This window comes from bacterium, from assembly GCA_035380285.1.
In the GTDB taxonomy this organism is placed as follows: Bacteria; Auribacterota; Erginobacteria; order Erginobacterales; family DAOSXE01; genus DAOSXE01.
The window spans coordinates 8764-9778 of the sequence record DAOSXE010000051.1; the positions used below are offsets into that span (position 1 = coordinate 8764).

The window sequence follows — 1015 nt, forward strand, 5'->3', positions numbered from 1 at the left end:
GAAGGCTCAGGGGTCGGCGTCCGCGTCGGGGGCGTCGTCGGCGGAACCGAGGGTAGCGGTGTCGGCGTCCGCGTCGCCACCGGCGTCGGCGTAACCGTGGAGGTCGGCACCGGCGTCGACGTGGGAACCGGCGTCGGCGTGGGGGAAGCGGTCGGAAGGGGCGACGCGGTGGGGGTGGGGACGGCCTTGGCCAGGCTGGTCAGCCAGCGGTCGTGGTAGGTGCTCCCGTCGGACCCCACGTAATAGACGGCTTCCTCGCCGGTCTGAAGCCCGAAAACCGCGGGCGGATAGAGCAGCGCCGGCGCGCCGGGAACCCCTCCCGCCGAACGCTCCACCGTCACGTAGTCGCCTTCCTCGGTTTCGGGAGGAAGGTTGCCGCCGACGATCCGCAGCTCCACCGGACCCGCCGGGTCCAGGGAGGTGAACTGCTTGAACCCGGCCTGGCTGTCGAAGACCCGCCCCAGCCATTCCCCCGTCCCCGCTTCCGCCACCACCCACTTCCATCCGTAGGGGTCCGACGAACGGTAGGCGGAGAGATACATGTCGGTGACCGTTTCCAGCTCCAGCGGGACCGCGCCGTACTCCGGAGTCGGGGAAACGCTGGGGGTGGCGGTGGGGGCGGGGCTCGGGGTCGGGATCAGGCTGGGCGTGGCGCTGGGAACGGCGGTGGGGCTGACGGAGGCGCTGGGGGAAGGCGAAGGCGAGGGCGAAGCGGTGGGGGACGGGCTGGGTGTCCGGGTGGGCGAGATGCTGGGAGTGGGGACGCCCTTGGCCAGGCTGGTCAACCAGCGGTCGTGGTAGGTGCTCCCGTCGGATCCCACGTAATAGACGGCTTCCTCGCCGGTCTGAAGCCCGAAAACCGCGGGCGGGTACACCAGCGCCGGCGCGCCGGGGACCCCTCCCGCCGAATGCTCCACGGTCACGTAGTCGCCTTCCTCGGTCTCGGGGAGAAGATCCCCCCCGACGATCCGCAGCTCCACCGGACCCGCCGGGTCCAGGGAGGTGAACTGCTTGA

The 1015-nt window shown here is 71.3% G+C and carries 1 protein-coding gene; it reads right to left on the reverse strand.

Going from position 1 to position 1015, the window contains the following annotated elements:
- Positions 1-1015: hypothetical protein (locus tag PLZ73_12175; GenBank protein ID HOO78629.1), on the reverse strand; the 1015-nt coding region annotated here is incomplete at both ends.